Source organism: Pseudoxanthomonas sp. GM95 (assembly GCF_900109775.1).
GTDB lineage: Bacteria > Pseudomonadota > Gammaproteobacteria > Xanthomonadales > Xanthomonadaceae > Pseudoxanthomonas_A.
The window spans coordinates 18269-37296 of sequence record NZ_FOAX01000004.1; the positions used below are offsets into that span (position 1 = coordinate 18269).

Here is a 19028-nt window from a genome sequence, read left to right on the forward strand (position 1 = left end):
CGCCTGATAGCGGGCGGGCATGACGCTCACGCAGAGTGGGCATGACGCCGCAAGGACGCGGCCCGCCCCGCCAAGGAAGGCAGATGCACATCCGTGACTGGCCCGCCGACGAACGTCCCCACGAGAAGCTGCTGGCCCGCGGCGCCGGCGCGCTGTCCGATGCCGAACTGCTGGCGATCTTCCTCGGCTCGGGTCTGCCCGGGCGCGATGCGGTCCAGACCGCGCGCGAACTCCTGCACGGCCACGGCCCGCTGCGCGGCCTGCTCGATCGGAGCCCCAAGGCGATGGCGCAGCTGCCCGGGCTGGGCCCGGCGCGGGCCTGCCAGCTCGCTGCAGCACTGGAACTGGGCCAGCGCCACCTCGCCGCCGGCCTGGAACGCGGCGAGGCGATGACCGATCCGCACGCGGCCGGCCGCTATTTCGCGCTGAAGCTGCGCAGCCAGCCGCGTGAGGTGTTCGCCGCGCTGTTCCTGGACACCCGGCATCGGGCGCTGGCCTACGAGGAGCTCTTCGCCGGCAGCGTGGATGCCTCGGAAGTCCACCCGCGCGAAGTGGTCCGCCGCGCCTTGGCCCATAACGCGGCCGCGGTCCTGGTGGCACATAACCATCCTTCAGGCAACCCGGAGCCGTCCGCCGCCGACCGCGCCGTCACCGTGCGCCTCAAGCAGGCGCTGGAGCTGGTGGACGTGCGCCTGCTCGACCATTTTGTGATCGGCGACGGGCCGCCGGTGTCACTGGCCGCGTGCGGCTGGGTCTGATCCAGCGGCATCGATCCGAAAACGCACGTTCAGCCCAAGCCCGGCGCGGCCCACGGTCTGCGCTAAAATGTGCGGTCACCCGATCGCCGCAGTGACCTCCCACGTGAAATCCGAACTCCGCGCCCTCATCAGCCAGGGCATCGACGCCCTGCGTCAGGCCGGCACCCTGCCCGCCGAGACCGCCATCCCGGATTTCACCGTCGAGCGTCCCAAGACGCGCGAACACGGCGATTTCGCCACCAACGCCGCGATGCTGCTGGCCAAGCCGGCGCGCAGCAATCCGCGCGCCCTGGCCCAGGCGCTGGTCGACGCGCTGCCGGCCAGCGCCGATATCGCCAAGGTCGAGATCGCCGGACCCGGCTTTATCAACTTCCACCTGGCCAACGCCGCCTACCAGCGCGAAGCCGTTGCCGCGCTGACCCAGGGCGCCGACTACGGCCGCAACACCTCCGGCGCCGGCAAGACCGTGGGCGTGGAATACGTCTCGGCCAACCCGACCGGCCCGCTGCACGTCGGCCACGGCCGCGCGGCGGTGATTGGTGACTGCCTGGGCCGCGTGCTGGCCGCCAACGGCTGGGCCACCAAGCGCGAGTTCTATTACAACGACGCCGGCGTGCAGATCGAGAACCTGGCCAAGTCCACCTTCGCGCGCCTGCACGGCTTCAAGCCCGGCGATGCGCAGTGGCCGGAGACCGCCTACAACGGCGACTACATCCAGGACGTGGCCGACGCCTACCTGCGCGGCGACAGCGTGGAGATCGAAGGCCACACCGTCACCGGCGCCAAGGACATCGAAGACCTCGAAGCAATCCGCCGTTTCTCGGTGGCCTACCTGCGCCGCGAGCAGAACGCCGACCTGGCCGCCTTCGGCGTAGGTTTCGACGTCTATTTCCTTGAAAGCTCGCTGTACAACGACGGCAAGGTCGAGGAGACCGTCGGCACGCTGGTCGCCTCCGGCCACACCTACGAGGAAGGCGGCGCACTGTGGCTCAAGTCGACCGACTACGGTGACGACAAGGACCGCGTGATGCGCAAGTCCGACGGCACCTATACCTACTTCGTGCCGGACGTGGCCTACCACCTGTCCAAGTGGCAGCGCGGCTACGAGCGCGCGATCACCGAGCTGGGCGCCGACCACCACGGCTCGCTGGCACGCGTGCGCGCCGGCCTGCAGGCGCTGGATGTCGGCATCCCCAAGGGCTGGCCCGAGTACGTGCTGCACCAGATGGTCACGGTGATGCGCGGCGGCGAGGAAGTGAAGCTCTCCAAGCGCGCCGGCAGCTACCTGACCCTGCGCGACCTGATCGAGGAAGCCGGCGCCGATGCCACCCGCTGGTTCCTGATTGCGCGCAAGCCCGATTCGCAGCTGACCTTCGACATCGACCTGGCCCGCGAGCAGAGCAAGGACAACCCGGTCTTCTACGTGCAGTACGCCCATGCGCGCGTGTGCAGCCTGCTGCGTCGCGTGGAAGAGAAGGGCTTTGCCGCCTACGACCAGGCCGCCGGCATCGCCGCGCTGCCGACGCTGGTGGATGACGCCTCGCTGACGTTGATGGTGGAGCTGTCGCGCTACCCGGAAGTGGTCGAGGCCGCCGGCATCGCGCTGGAGCCGCATGCCATCGCGCAATACCTGCGAGAACTGGCCTATGCTTTCCAGGCTTGGTACGACGGCGCGCCGATCCTGGTGGACGACGCCGATGCGCGCAACGCGCGCCTGGCGCTGGCCTGCGCGGTGCGCCAGGGCCTGGCCAACGGCCTGGACCTGCTGGGCGTTTCCGCGCCCGAGCGCATGTAACACGACGACTTCAAAGAGATCAGTAGACAGATGCCGGCACGACGCGGGAAATCACAGGCCAAGCGCAACACCAGCAACGGCACGCCCGGTTGGGTGTGGCTGATCGCAGGACTGGTGCTTGGCGCGGCGGCGTTCTTCATCGTGCCGGACCTGATGAAGAAGGACGGCGACAACTTCCTGCGGCCCAAGCCCAACCCCGAGGCGCGCCCGGCCGCGGCCAGCAACGAGGACGACGGCGCCAACGCACCGGTCGCCAGCGAAGGCGGCGACGTGCCGCGTCCGGCCGATGCGCCGAAGAAGCCGCCGGAGAAGCCGACCCAGTACGACTTCTACACGCTGCTGCCGGGCCGCGAAGTGCAGATGTCCGATGCCGAGCTGGCCGCCAGCGCCAAGGCCGAGGCCGACCGCAAGGCCAAACTGGCCGCGCAACAGGCCAAGGACGAGGCCGCCAAGGCACCGGCCACCGCGCAGCCGCAGCCGATCGCCGACGCCCAGCAGCCCACGCCGCTGGACGAGATGACCAAGATGCCATCGGCCACGCCGACCCAGACCAGCGTGGCCGCGGCCGCGGCCTCCAACGCGGTGGCCAGCGCCGCCGGCGATGTCGCCTACATCCTGCAGGCCGGCAGCTTCAGCGCCTCCGGCGATGCCGAGGCGGTCAAGGCCAAGATCGCGATGCTGGGCCTGAGCGCCCGGGTCGAATCCGGCGACTCGGCCGGCAAGACGGTCTACCGCGTGCGCATGGGTCCGTATGGCACCGCCAGCGAGCTGGCCGAGGCCAAGCAGAAGCTCACCGGCGGCGGCCTGCCCGCCATGGCGATCAAGGCCCGGTGATCCGTCCGGCGACCCTGCGGCAGCGCCTGATCCTGGCGTCGGCCGTGGCGTTCGTCCTGAACTTCGCCCTGCAGTTCATCAGCACCAGGCTGCTGCCGGCGCCGTGGCAGCTCCTCACCCTGCACGACAACAGCTTCGTCTCGCCGGTGGCCTGCGTGCTGGTGGCGATCAGCCTGTGCGCGGGCGGCTGGATCGGCGGCCGCCGTTTTCTGCCGATCGGCGTGGCGCTGGTGCTGTTGCTGCAAGTGGTATCGCTGCTGGTCCTGACACAGATCGCACACGGGGCCATGCCGCGGCGCGACCTATCCTTGATCCTGTCCTCGGTGCTGGCCAGCAATGCGCTGGGCTTCGGCCTGCAGCTGCTGGCGGCCGCCATTGGCGCGCTCGCCGGTGCGTCGCTGTCACGACGCCGACCGCTTTTCCCGCTTCCCCCGTAAGGAGTCCCCCATGACCCAGACCGTCCTCATCACTGGCGCCACCTCCGGCTTTGGCGCGGCCGCCGTCCGCAAGTTCGCCGCCGCTGGCTGGAAAGTGATCGCCACTGGCCGCCGTGCCGAGCGCCTGGCGCCGTTCGTCGCCGAATTCGGCGCCGACGTGGTCCATACCGCCGCCTTCGACATCCGCGATGCCGCCGCGCTGGAAGCGGCCATCGCCGGATTGCCGGCCGCCTTCGCCGACATCGACGTGCTGGTCAACAACGCGGGCCTGGCCCTGGGCACCGCGCCGGCGCAGAGCGCCGACCTGCTGCAGTGGCAGCAGATGATCGACACCAACATCACCGCGCTGGTCACCCTGACCCACCGCGTACTGCCCACGCTGATCGCGCGCAAGGGCGCGGTGATCAACATCAGCTCGGTCGCGGCGACCTATCCCTACACCGGCGGCAACGTGTACGGCGGCACCAAGGCCTTCGTGCGCCAGTTCTCGCTGGGCCTGCGCAGCGACCTGCACGGCACCGGCGTGCGCGTGACCAGCATCGAGCCGGGCATGGCCGAAACCGAGTTCACCCTGGTCCGCACCGGCGGCGACCAGGCCGCCTCGGACAAGCTCTACGGCGGCGCCACGCCAATGACCGGCGAAGACATCGCCGAGCAGATCTTCTACGTGGCCACGCTGCCGGCGCACCTCAACATCAACCGCATCGAGATCATGCCGGTGACGCAGTCCTTCGCCGGCTTCCAGGTCGCGCGCGGCTGATTGATCGAGCACTGGCACGTCGCCGCATCGCGGCGGCGTGCTGGGCTCAGGCGCGTTCGGCCGCCGCTGCGCCGGGCGCGCGGTGCGGGGTCAGCACGCGACCGCGCAGCTTCAGGAACGGACGCTCCACCGCGTAATGCAGTAGCGCGGCGATCAGCAGCGACGCCACGCCGTAGACCAGCACCTGGGCGACGCCCAGCGGCGCAATCGTCTCGCCCAGCTGCACCTGCACGCCGTTGAACACGGCCTTGTGCACCAGGTACAGGCTGTAGGAAATCCCCGCCAGCCACCCCGCACCCGGCACGGGCCAGCGGCCGATCACGCTGCGCTTCCCCGCACCGGCGAAGACCAGCAGCGCGAGCCCGAGCGACAGCACCGGCCAGCCGATCGCGTTACCCAGCAACCCGGCGCGTGCGCGGAACAGCCACAGCGACAGCGCCACCACCGCCATGCCTGCAACCAGCACCGCGTTGGCGTGCTGCTGCAGGCGATGCCAGAGCGGCAGGCGGAACACCTTCAGCGTCGCCAGCAGCACACCGAAGAGCAGGCCGTCGAGCCGGTTCCAGGTCGGGTAATACAGGTCCTCGATGAACCAGTTGCGTTCCGGCGCGCCGGCCGCTTCGGCCGCGGTGTCGTGCAGCCAGATCCCGGCGCGCAGCGCGATCCCGCCCAGCACGACGACCGCCGCCAGCGCGATGACCTTCCACGCCGCGGGCCGGCACATCAGCGCCCAGGCCAGCAGCGGAAACACCAGGTAGAAGTGCTCCTCCACGCACAGCGACCAGGCGTGCGAGAACGCCGGATTGCTGTAGTCGTTGCCCAGGTTCATCATCATCAGGACGAACTTCCACAGCGGCTCGATCCCCGGCAGTTCGCGCCAGGCCGGCAGCAGCATGTAGATCGCCAGCACCACCCAGTACGCCGGCAGGATGCGGAACGCACGCCGCAGGTAGAAATCGCCGAACCGCAGCGGCAACCCGCGCGACAGCGGCAGCAGCACCTGCTGGCCGATCAGGAAGCCGCTGAGCACGAAGAACAGGTCCACGCCCATCCAACCATAACGCGACAGCCAGCTCCAGTCCGGCCCGAGCCCGCCGACCACCCATGAATGGAAGAACATCACCCAGACGATGGCCAGTGCACGCAGCAGGTCGAGTCCGGGGTAACGCATCGGGTCTTTCATGGAGATCGTTGGAGGTGTGTGTGGGAGAGGCGCGCGCTCAATCAGCACGCGGCGATGCTGCCCCGGGGGACACGGCGGCAGCGGGAGTGGACGGCGCCGCGCGCGAACGCAGCCAACGATCCCGCAGCTTCAGGCCCGGCCGCTCCACCGCATAATGCAGCGTCGCGCCGGCGAGCAGGGTCACCGCAGCGTAGGCCGCGAACGTGGCCAGTCCATGGCCATCCAGCCATGCACCAGCCTGTCGATGCAGCACACCAGACGCAGCGGTGTGGGTGAGATACAGGCTGTAGGACACCGCCGCCAGCCAGGCCGCACCGGGCAGCGCGCGCGCGCCGATCCAGCTGCGCGGGGAGGCGCCGGCGAACACCAGCAGCGCCATCGCCGCCGACAGCAGCGGCCAGCCGATGCTGTTGCCGACCGGGCTCAATCGCGACCAGAAGCACGCCAGCGACGCGCCCAGCAGCACCAGTCCCAGCAGCAACGCGCCATTCGCATGGCGCTGCAGCGCCGCCCAGCGCGCCGGGCGATACACGCGCAATGCCGCCAGGCACACCCCGGCCAGCAGGCCATCCAGGCGATTCCAAGTGGGGTAATACAGATCCTGGCCGAACCAGTCCGCGCGGTCGCTGCCGCGGTTGACCTGCTCCATCGCATCGTGGATCCAGATGCCCGCGCGCAGGACCACGCCGCCGGCCACCAGCACCGCGCAGAGCGTGACAAAGCCACGCACCGTCAGCCGGCCGCTCAGCGCCCAGGCCAGCAGCGGGAACACCAGATAGAAATGCTCCTCCACGCACAGCGACCACACCTGGGCGAACGCGTCATTGCCATTGGTGTGCAGCACGTTGAACAGGAAGAACACGAACTTCCACCACGGCTCCATCAGCGGTTGCTCGCGGATGCCCGGCCACAGCAGGTACAGCGCCAGCATCACCCAGAACGCCGGCAGGATGCGCAGCGCGCGGCGCAGGTAGAAATCGCCAAAGCGCAGCGGCTCACCACGCGACAGCGGCGCCAGCACCTGCTGGCCGATCAGGAAGCCGCTCAGCACGAAGAACAGGTCCACGCCCATCCAGCCATGGCGGGCGAACGCGTCGCCCCACGGCCCCAATCCACCGACCATGTAGCTGTGGAACAGCATCACCCAGACGATGGCAATGGCACGCAGCAGATCGAGCCCGGGGTAGCGCACATCGCATCCTGCGAAGAGTGAACCGCGATTAGAAACCATGCCCGCGGCCCGATCCAGCACCGCCGGCAAGGTGCCGGCGGGCGGGTGACGCGAAGCGGCCGCGTTACTGCAGCGGCTCGTCGCTCAGATAGGTATAACCGGTCAGACCGGCTTCCAGCGCGTCGGACAGCTCCTGCGCGCGCTCGGGCGACAGGTTGGCGGCGGCCACGCGCTCGGCGTAGGCGCTGCGCAGGTCGGCCAGCGCATAGCCCACGTAGTCGAGCATCACGTCGGTGGTGTCGCCCCGACGCTGCTGGGTGAGCTGGTAACCGTCACCATCGCAGGCCACTTCCACCGCATCGGTATCGCCGAACAGATTGTGGATGTCGCCCAGGATTTCCTGGTACGCACCGACCAGGAAAAAGCCGATGCGATAGCTCTCGCCGTGCTTCAACGGATGCAGCGGCAGCGAGGTATCCAGGCTCTCGTTCTCGACGTAGGTCTTGACCATGCCGTCTGAGTCGCAAGTCATGTCGCAGATGATGCCGCGGCGCTCGGGTGCTTCATTGAGGCGCTCGATCGGCAGGATCGGGAACACCTGGTCGATCGCCCACACGTCCGGGATCGACTCGAACACGCTGAAGTTGACGAAGTACTTGTCCACCAGGCGGTCGTTGAGCTCGTCCAGGATCGGGCGATGGCTCTTTTCCTCGTGGCTCAGGCGTGCGCGCACGCCGTGGGCGATGGCGTAGAACAGGTCGTCGATGCGCGCGCGCGAGGTCAGGTCGATCTGGCCCAGCGCATAGGCGCTGAGGCCCTCGGCGTGGAAATGCTGCGCTTCCTGGAACAGCTCCACCGCCGGACGCACGTCCAGCTCTTCGTGAATCTCGCGCAGGTGGCGCACCGCGGCCGGTTCGTCGTCGTGCGCGTCGGGCACGCGGCCTTCCGGCGCTTCCTCGACCTCGGACACGTTGGCGATCAGCACCGCGTGGTGCGCGGTCATCGCGCGGCCGCATTCGGTGACGATCCGCGGCGGCGTCAGGCCGTGTTCTTCGCAGGCCTCGGCCAGCGGCTGGACGATGTTGCCGGCGTAGGAATTCAGCCCGTAGTTGATTGAGTAGTAGCTGCGTGAGCGCGTGCCTTCATAGTCGATGCCGAGGCCACCGCCGACATCGACGTGGCTGATCTTGGCGCCCAGGCGCGAGAGCTCGACGAAGTAACGCACCGCCTCGCGCATGCCGTTGGCGATGTCGCGCACGTTGGAGATCTGCGAGCCCATGTGGAAGTGCAGCAGGCTCAGGCACTCGGCGTACTCGGTGTCGCGCAGGCTCTTCCACAGGTCCAGCACCTGACGCGGGGACAGGCCGAACTTGGCCTTGTCGCCGCCGCTGTTCTGCCACTTGCCCGCGCCCAGCGAGGCCAGGCGCATGCGCACGCCCAGGCCCGGCTTGACGTCCAGCGCCCTGGATTCCTCCAGCACCAGCTTCAGCTCGGAGGGCTTCTCGATGACGATGAAGGTCTGCAGGCCCAGCTTGCGGCCGATCAGGGCCAGGCGGATGTATTCGCGGTCCTTGTAGCCGTTGCAGACGATCAGCCCGCCCGGGCGCGACAGCGCCAGCACGGCCATCAGCTCGGGCTTGCTGCCCGCTTCCAGGCCGAAGCCTTCGCCATGGTGGCTGGCCAGGGTGCCGGCCACGCCGCGGTGCTGGTTGACCTTGATCGGATACACGGCCGTGTAGCCACCGCCGTAGTTCCAGTCGGCCTGCGCCTGGGCGAAGGCGGCCTGCAGCTTGCCAAGGCGCTGGCCCAGGATGTCCGGGAAACGCACCAGCAGCGGCAGCTTGGCGCCATTGGCGCGCGCGGCATCGACCACCTCGGGCAGCGCCACGGTCGGGCCATCCTGCCCCTGCGGGCGCACGGTGATGCGGCCGGTCGCGTCCACGTCGAAATACCCGTCGGCCCAGTGCGGGATCGAATAGGTCTTGCGTGCCTGGTCGGTGGACCACTCGCTCATCGGGGTGAAGGCCTGTGTGCTTGGAAAATGGCCGCGGATTGTAACGTCTGGGGTGTTTCGCTTCGTTACAATGCGCCCCGCCGCTCAAAGCCCCTCTCCCCACGGGAGAGGGGTTGGGGTGAGGGTCCGGAGGCGAAGCCCATGCGCCGCCTGGCTGCACGAGGCTTTGCTCGGACCCTCATCCGCCCCTTCGGGGCACCTTCTCCCGAGGGGAGAAGGGTCTCGCTACTCTCATTGTTCTCTAAGGCTTATCCCCATGACCGACAACGCTTCCTGGTTCATCGAACACTTCCAGCCCACCGGCTCGGCGATCGGCTTCCGCCTGAAGGGCAAGCTGGACGAAGTGCAGTCTCCGTTCCAGAAAATCGAGATCTACGACAGCACCGACTGGGGCAAGTTGATGGTGATCGACGGCGCGATGATGCTGACCACCAAGGACAACTTCTTCTATCACGAGATGATCAGCCACCCGGTGCTGTTCACCCACCCGGCGCCCAAGCGCGTGGTGATCATCGGCGGCGGCGACTGCGGCACGCTGCGCGAAGTGCTCAAGCACCCGGGCGTTGAAAGCGCCACCCAGTGCGACATCGACGAGCAGGTCACGCGCATGGCCGAGAAGTATTTCCCCGAGTTGTGCGAGTCCAACGGCGACGCACGCGCCGAGCTGCTGTTCGACGACGGCGTGGCCTACATGGCCAATTGCCCGGCCGGCAGCGTGGACGTGGTGATCGTGGACTCCACCGATCCGGTCGGCCCGGCCGAAGGCCTGTTCAACAAGGCGTTCTTCGAGAGCTGCTTCAAGGCGCTCAAGCCCGACGGCCTGCTGGTGCAGCAGTCCGAATCGCCGCTGGCCCTGTTGGACCTGATCAAGGACATGCGCGCGGAAATGGGCAAGGCCGGCTTCCAGTCGTTCAAGACCCTGCCCTTCCCGCAGCCGTGCTACCCGACCGGCTGGTGGAGCGTGACCATCGCCTCGAAGGACGCGGGCAAGGATTTCGCGTTCCGCCAGGCAGACTCGGCCGCCAAGGGCTTCGACACGCTGTACTACACCGCGCCGCTGCACACCGGCGTGCTGGTGTCGCCGCCGTTCGTGGCCAAGGCGCTGGGCGAAGCCTGACGCTGCGGCCTTCACGGGCCAGCCTGAAACCAAAGCCGCGCGGGTCATGCCGCGCGGCTTTTTTCATGGCGCACGTCCCTGTGCGCCACCCTACGGGCGGCTTGGCCGTGAAAAACGGCTGTCCTGCCGTTTTTTCATGCCTGCAGATTCGGCACGGTCAGCCGCGGCCGCGATGTCATGCCCTTGCCTTCGGCCCGCGCGAGACTGCAAGGTCATGAAGGTGCCGTCCGGCATGGATGGCACCCGTTTTGAGGAGACTGCATGATCCGTTCGACCTTGTTGCTGGTGGCCTGCATGGGCGCGACTTTTTCTACCACGACTTCGGCGCAGGACCTGCGCCCGCTGCCGAGCGACACGCCGCTGGTGATCGGCCATCGCGGCGCCAGCGCGCTGCGCCCCGAGCACACGCTGGCCTCCTATGCGAAAGCCATCGAAGACGGCGCCGACTTCATCGAGCCCGACCTGGTCTCCACCAAGGACGGCGCGCTGGTGTCGCGCCACGAGAACGAGATCGGCGGCACCACCGATGTGGCCGCGCATCCTGAGTTCGCTGCGCGCAAGACCACCAAGACCATCGACGGCCATGCCATCGAAGGCTGGTTCACCGAAGACTTCACCCTGGCCGAGCTGAAGACGCTGCGCGCCCGCGAGCGCCTGCCCGAGCTGCGCGGCACGGCGTTCGACGGCCAGTTCCAGATCGTGACGCTGGACGAGATCATCGACTTTGCCGCCGCCGAGGCCGCCGCGCGCGGCCGCGTCATCGGGATCATTCCCGAGATCAAGCATCCGACCTACTTCCAGCAGCACGGTCTGGCGATGGAAGCCAAGGTACTGGCCACGCTGCAGGCGCACGCCTACACGCGCACCGCGCCGGTGGTGATCCAGTCCTTCGAGGTGGCCAACCTCAAGCAGCTGCACACGCTGCTGGGCACCACACATCCCAACATCAAACTGCTGCAGCTCACCAGCGCGCCGGATGAAAAGCCCGGCGACGTGCTCGCGGCCGGCGGCAGCCAGACCTACGCCCAGATCCTCAGCGCCAAGGGCCTGCGCGAGGTCGCCACCTACGCGCAGATCCTGGGGCCGAGCCTCCGCAGCATCATTCCGCTCGATGCCCAGCAGCAGCTCGGCAAGCCCACTGCGGTGGTGCGCGATGCACATGCGGCTGGCCTGCAGGTGCAGCCTTACACCTTCCGCCCCGAGAACTATTTTCTGCCCAAGGACAAGCGCGAGGGCGACGCGCCGGCCACGCGCCATGAGGCTGGCAGCATCGCCGAGATGCGTGCGTTCCTTGATGCCGGCGTCGATGGCTTCTTCACCGATGACCCGGCGCTGGGCCGTGCCGCAGTGGATGGCTGGCGCAAGCCCTGATCCACTGCGTGTCGCATCGCGCGTGCTGGGTGCAGGCAGCACGCGCGATCTGCAGGGTTCTCATCAGGAATCGATACATCGTGCGCGCGAAATCGACATCGCGTCACGCGATGTGACATTGCCGCGCATTTCGTAAAGAACCTTTCATCTTTCGTGGTCATGGTGTGGCCGCGCGCAACGCATCTGCGAGGTCGTGCGCGCCTTCCCCCATTCACCACGGAACACCATGCACATCCGCACCCTCACGGTCGCGGTGTCGCTCGCCCTGTGCGCAGCGAACGCCCACGCCGGCAACGCCCTCGACGACACCACGGCCGCTGTGCCGGCCGACGCCGCCAGCAGCACCGCCACCACGCTCGATAGCGTCTCGGTCATCGGCGCCGGTGAAACCCGCCAGGTGCAGCGCATCAGCGAGGTGGACAAGCAGGTGCTGCCGCCAGGCACCAGCGGCCAGAAGATCCTCAATCGCCTGCCGGGCGTGTCCGTGCAGTCCAACGATGCGTTCGGAGCCAATGAGGAATCGCAGACCATCAGCCTGCGAGGCTTCGACAAGAGCCGCCTGGGCTACACGATGGATGGCATCCCGCTGGGCGATAACAGCTACGGCAATTACAACGGCCTGAGCATTGCCCGTGCGCTGATCCCGGAGAACCTGGCCGGCGCCGAACTGTCCGAAGGCATCGGTTCGCTGGGCGTGGCCTCGACCAGCAACCTGGGCGGCACGATCCAGTATTTCTCGCAGGACCCGGCCACCGAATTCGGCGGCCGCGTGCAGCAGACCATCGGCAGCGACCACGAGAACCGCACCTTCGTCCGCGTGGACACCGGCGACCACAACGGCTTTGCCGCCTATGTGTCCGGCGTGCACCAGGACGCGGACATGTGGACCGCGCCCCGCCAGAACCAGACCACCAAGCAGTTCAACGCCAAGGCGGTGTGGAACGTGGGCGACAACCGCTTCGGCGCATTCGTCGCGACCTCGCGCGTGAGCCAGGCCAACTACGCCTCGCTGTCCAAGAGCGGGCTGGCGCGCGGGCTGGGCTGGGACTGGAATCTGTATGCACCGGACTGGGACCGCGCCGTGGCCGCGGCCTATTGCGCGCCGGCGACCTACGATGCGGCGCAGTGCGCCTTCACCGGCGGCGTCAACAGCATCGACGATGCGTACTACCAGTCGCGCGCCCTGCGTGACGACAACCTGTACTCACTCGATGGCGACATCGCCCTGGGCGACGCGCGCCTGAAAGTGATGGCCTACCACCACGAGAACCGCGGCCAAGGCCACTGGTGGGCGCCGGGCCAGGCCTCCAACCCGGGCACTGATGAAGCACTGCCGATCTCGATCCGCTCCACCAACTACACCATCAACCGCACCGGCATGACCGCCGCGCTGACCTGGCAGTGGGGCATCCACGCGCTGGAGGCGGGCTTCTGGTACGAGTACAACGACCACAACGTCGAGCGCAATTTCTACTACGTCACCGGCCCGTTCGTGGACGACTTCTATGTCAACAACCCGGACCGCCGCCTGTTCGACCAGGATTTCGCCATTCACACGCGCCAGTTCTACGTGCAGGATCGGATGAAGTTTCTCGATGACCGCCTGACCGTGGACGTGGGCTTCAAGAGCCCGCGCACCGAAATGGAAGCAGCGTCCAAGGCCGGCACCGAAACCTCGCTGGCCAGCGGCACGCTGGTGGCCAAGGAATCGATCCTGCCGCAGGCCGGCGTGGGCTTCAGCATCAACAAGGCCAACGAAGTCTTTGCCTCGTATGCCGAGAACATCGCGGCCTTCGTCGGCGGCGGCAGCGGTGGCCCGCTGCAGGTCTCGCCGGAGTCCTTCGCTGCCGCGGCCGGGCTCGAGCCGGAGAAGTCACGCACACTGGAAGCGGGCTGGCGTAACTTCGGCGAGAAATACCAGGCCTCGCTCGCCGTGTACCACGTGATCTTCAACAACCGCCTGCTCTCGCTCAATCCGTGTTCGAGCATCGAAGTGGGCACGCGGCCGGAGTGCGTGACCCAGTTCGTCAACGTCGGCTCGGTCAAGAGCAACGGTGCCGAGCTGACCCTGATCCTCAAGCCGGTCGAAGGCCTGGAGTGGTACAACGCGCTGTCCTGGAACAGGACCACCTACGAGGACAACTACATCGCCGGCGGCGTCGAAGTGCCGGTGGCCGGCAAGATCACCGTCGATACGCCGCAGCAGATGGCGTCGAGTGAACTCACCTGGCGCCGCGACAACTTCAACGTGAGCCTGCGCGGCAAGTACACCGGCAAGCGCTACTACACCTACACCAATGACCAGTCGGTGCCGGGCGTGACCACGTTCGATTTCGGCGCCGGCTACGACTTCGGTGAAGGCCTGGGCCTGCGCAACGTCAACGTCGCCTTGAACGTGACCAACCTCACCGACAAGCGTTACGCCGCTCAGATCAGTTCCACCGCCGCAGCCGATCCCAACGGCACGCTGTATGCGATCCACGCCAGCGCGCCGCGCCAGATCTTCCTGACCTTCGGCGCCGAGTTCTAAGCGTCATCGCCATGCGAAACACGCAACGGGGCGCGGAACTACCGCGCCCCGTTGTCGTTTCGGGCGCGTGCTTACATGCGGCCGAGCACTTCGGCCTTCTTCGCGTCGTATTCGCCCTGGCTGATCAGGCCCGCATCGAGCAGCTGCTTGAGCTTGCCGAGCACCTGCATCGGGTCGTCCGCCGCCGACGCGGCAGGCGCGGGCGGTGTACCGGGCGCGGGCGCATGCAGCACCACGCCACCGGCCGAGGCGCGAAGCTTTTCCAGCTCGACCTGGCGGCGCTTTTCGTAGGCCTGCTCCTCCACCCCTTGTGCATAGGCGTAGACCCGGCGCGCCTGGCGCTTGGGCAGGCTGTCGACCTGGATCGCCTGGCCATCGACGGTCTTGCAGACGATGGTCGCGCCGACCATCTGCTCGCTCATATGCACGTCGGCCACTTCCCGCCAGGGGAAGTCCTGGAAATCCATCCCCATCAACCGCGGCCGCACGATGATCAGCCGACGGCTGGTCAACACGATCGCGTCGGGCGAGATGTTCACCACCAGCTTCTTCTGCACGGCGATGTAGTCCACCGTTTCGTCCGCGGACAGCAGTTGCTGGATCTTGGGCAACAGCTTGGTGACGGCGGCTTCGTCCTGCTCGTCACTGAGCAGTTCGGCGATCGGGCGCATGGGCAGCTCCAGTAGGCAAACCTCGACCCTAGACCAACGGCGCCCGCGATCGCCATGGGCCGGCTGAATGGCTGCGCCAAGGTGGCGAATAACAAGAGTTACCGCCCGAGCGACGATCAGCACGGCTGGCGGAACACTCTGTACGGGGTCGGCAGGTACCCCATGTCGGAAATTCGTTACATCCTGATGTCGGAAAGACGTTAGAATTGTTTGCCGATACAACAAGTTCAGTAATTGAGTGCCGCCCTTGCTGCCGTGCTTCACCCGGACCCGCAACCGCCGCACGCCTGCTCTCCCATGAATACCGCCCTGCTCCCCTTTCATCCCGGCGCCCGTCTGCCGGCCACGGCCAAGCTGCTCAAGCGCGGCGAGCGTGTGCTCGAGCCCGACGTCTACGTCACCCCGTACGAGGGCCGCCCGGTCGTGGTGAAGGACTACCGCCGCTACGCCGGCACGCCGATGGCGCTGCTGGCGCGCCTGCTGGTCTGGCGTGAGGCCAAGATGCTCAAGCACCTGCAGGGCTGGCGCCACGCGCCGATGCTGCTGGGCACGGCCGGCGGCCTGCTGTTGGGCATGGAGTTCATTTCCGGCACCGCACTCGGTGGCGAAGCCGTGGATACCGGCAAGGCCGTGTTCCGCCAGCTGCGCGCCCTGATCGCCCAGCTGCACGCAGCAGGCATCACCCACAACGACCTGCACAGCTCCAACCTGATGGTCAGCGGCGGCACCCTGGTGCTGCTGGACTACGCCTCGGCCATGCGCCTGCCGCGCTGGATGATGCGCCTGCCGCTGCTGCGCGAGCTGCGTCGTTCGGACCTGGCCAATGCGCTGAAGATCCAGGCACGCCTGACCGGTCGCAAGATCACCGGCCGCCGCGCCGACGTGGTCGCCCAGCGCGGCTGGGTCACCACGGTCCGCACCGGCTGGAAGCGCTTCTACGCCTGGAGCAAGGCCTGATCGTCCCCGCGCCGGCCACACGCCGGCGTTGCGCCGCATGGCGTGCATCCGTTCCAATGTGACCCTTGCGCCGCGCGCGGCTTCGGAATTTTCCGAGGGTCCGACGCGGATTCCGCCGATGGCCGCGCCGCAACCTGCGTGCGAGCCTTGCGGTCACCCACGGGAGACGCCCGATGATCGATTTGAACCCCATTGACGACCTGGCGCGCCGCCTGAGCGAACTGGTGCCGCCGGGCCTGCGCGAATCGCGCGAGGACCTGCAGCGCACCTTCAAGAGCGCCCTGCAGTCCGGTCTGTCGCGGCTGGACCTGGTCACGCGCGAGGAGTTCGACGTGCAGCGCGCCGTGCTGCTGCGCACCCGCGAGAAGCTCGACGCGCTGGAGCGCGAGCTGGCCGCCCTGGAAGCGCGCACCACCCCGCGCAGCTAATCCCTCGCCCATCGGCGGACAAGGAGTGTCCCCATGAGTCTTGCCCTGGTGCACAGCCGTGCGCGGGCCGGCGTCCACGCGCCAGGCGTGCAGGTCGAAGTCCATCTGTCCGGCGGCCTGCCGTCGACCCAGATCGTCGGCCTGCCCGAAGCCGCCGTGCGCGAAAGCCGCGACCGCGTGCGTGCCGCGATCCTGTGCGCGCAGTTCGAATTCCCCGCGCGTCGCATCACCGTCAACCTGGCCCCGGCCGACCTGCCCAAGGACGGCGGGCGTTTCGACCTGCCGATTGCGCTCGGCATCCTGGCCGCCAGTGGACAGATCGATCGCCAGGCGCTGGCCGACTGGGAATTCCTCGGCGAACTCGGTCTGACCGGCGAGCTGCGCCCGGTCGATGGCGTGCTGCCGGCGGTGCTGGCCGCAGCCGCCAACGGGCGCCGGCTGGTGGTGCCGCTGGCCAATGGCGGCGAAGCGGCGCTGGTCCGCGACGGCGGCGCCTGCACCGCACGGACCCTGCTGGAGGTCTGCGCGATGCTCTCCGGCGCCCGCGCGCCAACGCCCGCCGAAGCGGGCGACACGACCGAAGCGCCGATGCCCGACCTGTGCGATGTGCGCGGCCAGCTGCATGCGCGGCGTGCGCTGGAGGTGGCGGCAGCGGGCGGGCATCACCTGCTTTTTGTCGGGAGCCCTGGCTGTGGCAAGACGCTGCTCGCCTCGCGCCTGCCCGGCATCCTGCCGCTTTCGACCGAGGCAGAAGCGCTGGAAAGCGCGGCCGTTGCCTCGGTCAGCGGGCGCGGCCTGGATCCTGCGCGCTGGCGCCAGCGGCCGTTTCGCTCGCCGCACCACACCGCCAGCGCCGTGGCGCTGGTGGGCGGTGGCGCGCAGCCGCGGCCCGGCGAAATTTCCTTGGCGCACAACGGTGTGCTGTTCCTCGATGAACTCACCGAGTGGGATCGCCGTGCGCTGGAAGTGCTGCGCGAGCCGCTGGAGTCCGGCGCAGTGACCGTGTCGCGTGCGGCGCGCAGCGCGGAATTTCCGGCGCGCTTCCAATTGGTCGCCGCGATGAATCCTTGCCCCTGCGGCTGGGCCGGCGATGTCAGCGGGCGCTGCCGCTGCAGCGCCGACGTGGTGACGCGTTATCGCAATAAGATTTCTGGACCGCTGCTGGATCGCATCGACCTGCAGATCGAGGTGCCGCGCGTGCCGCCGCAGGACCTGCGTCCCGATGCGCCCGCCGGCGAATCCAGCGCCGCGGTCCGCGCGCGGGTCGAGGCGGCGCGGCAGCGCCAGATCGCGCGCAGCGGCCTGCTCAATGCGCGCCTCGGGCACGCGCAGACCTTCGCCTGCTGCCGGCTCACGGCGCAGGACCAGGCGCTGCTGGAACGGGCCATCGACAAGCTGCAGCTGTCCGCGCGTGCGATGCAGCGCACCCTGCGTGTGGCGCGCACGATCGCCGACCTGGCCGGCGCCGATGACATCGCCACCGCGCATCTCACTGAAGCCCTGGGCTACCGGCGCATGGAACCACGCAGCGCCGCACACGCGGCCTGACGCCTCGCGCGGCGTAGCATCGAACGCAGCGCATCCCGCACGAGGCCCGCCATGTCATCGCCGTCCTTCGATCCACATGCCACGACCGTGCACGCGCAGTGCCTGTGCGGTGCCGTGCAGCTCGATGCGAAGCTGCCGAGCCTGTGGCTGTCGCACTGCCATTGCCAACGCTGCCAGCGCGCGCACGGTTCGGCGTTCGTCACCTGGGTCGGCCTGGAGGCCGCGCACTGCGAGGTGCGCGATCCGCAGGGTTTTCTGCGCTGGTACCTGGCCGAAACGCAGGCCGAGCGCGGCTTCTGCACGCACTGCGGCTCGACGCTGTTCTTCCGCTCGCCGCGCTGGCCGGGCGAACTGCACGTGGTCGTCGCCAACCTCACCACGCGGCTGGATCGCGCGCCGCAGGTGCACACGCACTGGGAAACGCACGTGGACTGGTGCGCGATCGACCCGAACGATGGCCTGCCGCGCAGGCGCTCCGAAGACGCCTGACGCGATGGCGGTCAGGCCGGGGCGAGCACGCGGCCGGTCTTGAAGTAGTGCAGCAGGTTGTCCAGCACCAGGTCTTCCATCGCCTTGCGGGTTTCGTGCGTGCCGCTGCCGACGTGCGGCGCCAGGACCACGTTGTCCAATGCGCGCAAGGCTTCGGGCACCTGCGGCTCGGCGGCGAAGACATCCAGCCCGGCGCCGGCGATGCGGCCTTCCACCAGGGCGGCGATCAGCGCGTCCTGATCGACCACGCTGCCGCGCGCGACGTTGACCAGATAGCTGTGCGGACCGAGCGCATCGAGCACGCCCGCATCAATGATGTGCCGGGTGGCCGCGCCACCGGGCAGGATCAGCACCAGCACGTCGCACCAGCGCGCCAGCGCGTGCAGGTCGGCCTCGTGCTGCGCCTCATGGCCGGCGACCGGGCGACGGCTGTGATAGCGCACCGGCATGTCGAAGCCGCTCGCGCGCTTGGCGATCACCTGGCCGATCTGTCCGAAGCCGACCAGGCCCAGGCGCTTGCCGCTCACGCGTGTAGTCAGCGGATAGCCGCCCTGCGTCCAGCGCCCGGCGCGCACGAAGCGATCCGAGGCCGAGACCTGGCGCATCACATCGATCACCAGGCCCATCGCCAGGTCTGCGACGCAGTCATCCAGCGTGCCGAAGCTGCCGGCCACCGCGATGCCGCGCGCTTTGGCTTCGGCCAGGTCGACCCTGTCCATGCCGACGCCGCGACTGGAGATCACTTTGAGGTCGGGCAAGGCCGCCATGAGTTCAGGCGCGACGCCGACGTTGGCGCTGGTCACCACGCCGGCGATGCCGGCGCCCGAGGCGACGAGGAAGCCGGCCGGATCGTCCTGCGTCCACCAGGTGGATACGTCCAACTGCTCGGCCAGCGCGGCGTCCAGCGCCGGCGAGAGCGGAAGCAGTTGCAGGATGCGGGGACGGTCCATCAGCAAAGTTCCTCA

The 19028-nt window shown here is 68.2% G+C and carries 17 protein-coding genes; 12 read left to right on the forward strand and 5 right to left on the reverse strand.

Translation table 11 applies throughout. From position 1 onward, the window contains the following. Window positions 1-83: 83 nt before the first annotated feature. From radC to BMZ17_RS18060, 5 genes are all read left to right on the forward strand, one after another. Entirely contained in the window at window positions 84-758 is a 675-nt protein-coding gene (gene radC, locus BMZ17_RS18040; protein ID WP_093142517.1) for a RadC family protein, read from the forward strand. A 103-nt stretch (window positions 759-861) separates the two neighbouring features. Continuing rightward, the gene (gene argS / locus BMZ17_RS18045) at window positions 862-2553 is read left to right on the forward strand and encodes an arginine--tRNA ligase (RefSeq protein ID WP_093142521.1); all 1692 of its coding nucleotides are present in this window, start codon (window positions 862-864) and stop codon (window positions 2551-2553) included. A 30-nt stretch (window positions 2554-2583) separates the two neighbouring features. Next, window positions 2584-3387 carry an SPOR domain-containing protein gene (locus BMZ17_RS18050; RefSeq protein ID WP_093142526.1) on the forward strand — a complete coding sequence of 268 codons (804 nt, stop codon included), beginning with the start codon at window positions 2584-2586 and terminating at the stop codon, window positions 3385-3387. After that, window positions 3384-3824, forward strand: a complete 441-nt coding sequence (locus tag BMZ17_RS18055; protein ID WP_093142530.1) for a hypothetical protein — start codon at window positions 3384-3386, stop codon at window positions 3822-3824. The genes BMZ17_RS18050 and BMZ17_RS18055 overlap by 4 nt, the downstream gene beginning before the upstream one ends. 10 nt (window positions 3825-3834) lie before the next feature. Continuing rightward, window positions 3835-4584, forward strand: a complete 750-nt coding sequence (locus tag BMZ17_RS18060; RefSeq protein WP_093142535.1) for an SDR family NAD(P)-dependent oxidoreductase — start codon at window positions 3835-3837, stop codon at window positions 4582-4584. Between the two features lie 46 nt (window positions 4585-4630). Here BMZ17_RS18060 and BMZ17_RS18065 read toward each other — a convergent pair whose 3' ends face one another. From BMZ17_RS18065 to speA, 3 genes are all read right to left on the reverse strand, one after another. Beyond that, window positions 4631-5755 (reverse strand): acyltransferase family protein, encoded by a 1125-nt coding sequence (locus BMZ17_RS18065; RefSeq protein WP_093143890.1) that lies wholly within the window; start codon window positions 5753-5755, stop codon window positions 4631-4633. A gap of 49 nt (window positions 5756-5804) precedes the next feature. Then, window positions 5805-6959 (reverse strand): acyltransferase family protein, encoded by a 1155-nt coding sequence (locus BMZ17_RS18070; protein ID WP_093142539.1) that lies wholly within the window; start codon window positions 6957-6959, stop codon window positions 5805-5807. Between the two features lie 103 nt (window positions 6960-7062). Then, window positions 7063-8952 (reverse strand): arginine decarboxylase, encoded by a 1890-nt coding sequence (gene speA, locus BMZ17_RS18075; RefSeq protein WP_093142543.1) that lies wholly within the window; start codon window positions 8950-8952, stop codon window positions 7063-7065. 256 nt (window positions 8953-9208) lie between these two features. On the opposite strand from speA, the gene speE reads away from it, so the two are divergent. The 3 genes from speE to BMZ17_RS18090 all read left to right on the forward strand — a co-directional run bounded on the left by speE (window position 9209) and on the right by BMZ17_RS18090 (window position 13970). Continuing rightward, window positions 9209-10069 (forward strand): polyamine aminopropyltransferase, encoded by an 861-nt coding sequence (speE, locus tag BMZ17_RS18080; RefSeq protein WP_093142548.1) that lies wholly within the window; start codon window positions 9209-9211, stop codon window positions 10067-10069. Between the two features lie 261 nt (window positions 10070-10330). Next, window positions 10331-11440, forward strand: a complete 1110-nt coding sequence (locus tag BMZ17_RS18085; protein WP_093142555.1) for a glycerophosphodiester phosphodiesterase — start codon at window positions 10331-10333, stop codon at window positions 11438-11440. Between the two features lie 226 nt (window positions 11441-11666). After that, window positions 11667-13970: a TonB-dependent receptor gene (locus BMZ17_RS18090; RefSeq protein WP_093142560.1), complete on the forward strand. Its 2304-nt coding sequence runs from the start codon at window positions 11667-11669 to the stop codon at window positions 13968-13970. A 71-nt stretch (window positions 13971-14041) separates the two neighbouring features. On the opposite strand, the gene BMZ17_RS18095 is transcribed toward BMZ17_RS18090, so the two are convergent. Continuing rightward, window positions 14042-14641, reverse strand: a complete 600-nt coding sequence (locus tag BMZ17_RS18095; RefSeq protein WP_093142565.1) for a PH domain-containing protein — start codon at window positions 14639-14641, stop codon at window positions 14042-14044. 297 nt (window positions 14642-14938) lie between these two features. Between BMZ17_RS18095 and BMZ17_RS18100 the strand changes: the two genes are divergently transcribed. The 4 genes from BMZ17_RS18100 (at window position 14939) to BMZ17_RS18115 (ending at window position 18063) form a co-directional block, all read left to right on the forward strand. Further along, entirely contained in the window at window positions 14939-15598 is a 660-nt protein-coding gene (locus BMZ17_RS18100) for a BUD32 family EKC/KEOPS complex subunit (protein ID WP_093142569.1), read from the forward strand. A gap of 173 nt (window positions 15599-15771) precedes the next feature. Continuing rightward, entirely contained in the window at window positions 15772-16026 is a 255-nt protein-coding gene (locus tag BMZ17_RS18105; protein WP_093142574.1) for a ubiquinone biosynthesis accessory factor UbiK, read from the forward strand. A gap of 33 nt (window positions 16027-16059) precedes the next feature. After that, a complete protein-coding gene (locus BMZ17_RS18110) occupies window positions 16060-17574 on the forward strand; it encodes a YifB family Mg chelatase-like AAA ATPase (protein ID WP_093142578.1) in 1515 nt (504 codons plus the stop codon). 51 nt (window positions 17575-17625) lie between these two features. Beyond that, entirely contained in the window at window positions 17626-18063 is a 438-nt protein-coding gene (locus BMZ17_RS18115; RefSeq protein WP_093142583.1) for a GFA family protein, read from the forward strand. 11 nt (window positions 18064-18074) lie between these two features. On the opposite strand, the gene BMZ17_RS18120 is transcribed toward BMZ17_RS18115, so the two are convergent. Continuing rightward, window positions 18075-19013 (reverse strand): 2-hydroxyacid dehydrogenase, encoded by a 939-nt coding sequence (locus BMZ17_RS18120; protein WP_093142588.1) that lies wholly within the window; start codon window positions 19011-19013, stop codon window positions 18075-18077. Window positions 19014-19028 lie beyond the last annotated feature (15 nt).